The following is a 434-nucleotide window of genomic DNA, read 5'->3' on the forward strand; positions in this document are numbered from 1 at the left end:
CTTATGATGGATATCTTGAAGCTGAAGAACACTGTTAGAATCAAAGCGTGTAAGTAATAGATTAATCTGAGATTGATCCGGTATTGTATCCATACCAAACATGTTGGCGGAAAGCTTTTCTACAGAAAGTCTCTCATTTATATCTTTAGTTGATCTACAGCCAATAATAATAGACATCATGGTTGTTATAAGCTTTTGATAAACAGAATATTTTACTTTTTTCATTTTGAGATTGAAGTCCTCAAAAGGCTTGAAAAATCTCATTTTCAAACCAAACTGCATAACTGCAGCTAACCAAATGGAAGTACTTTCTTCTTTACAATTATCTTGAGTAAAGTTAATATTATTCATGTGGATGATACCTACCTTTCTTAATTTTTTGTGGTAAGAAAATTATACTTCAAGGTTCGGTATTATCCACTATTTATTTTTTG

Annotated in this window: 1 pseudogene; it reads right to left on the minus strand. The window is 30.6% G+C overall.

Features of this window, described 5'->3' with window-relative positions:
• Positions 1–351: pseudogene (locus KM800_RS15205) on the minus strand (hypothetical protein); the annotation flags it as partial.
• Between the last annotated feature and the right edge of the window lie 83 nt (positions 352–434).

This window comes from Clostridium tyrobutyricum (genome assembly GCF_019144085.1).
Lineage (GTDB): Bacteria > Bacillota > Clostridia > Clostridiales > Clostridiaceae > Clostridium_B > Clostridium_B tyrobutyricum_A.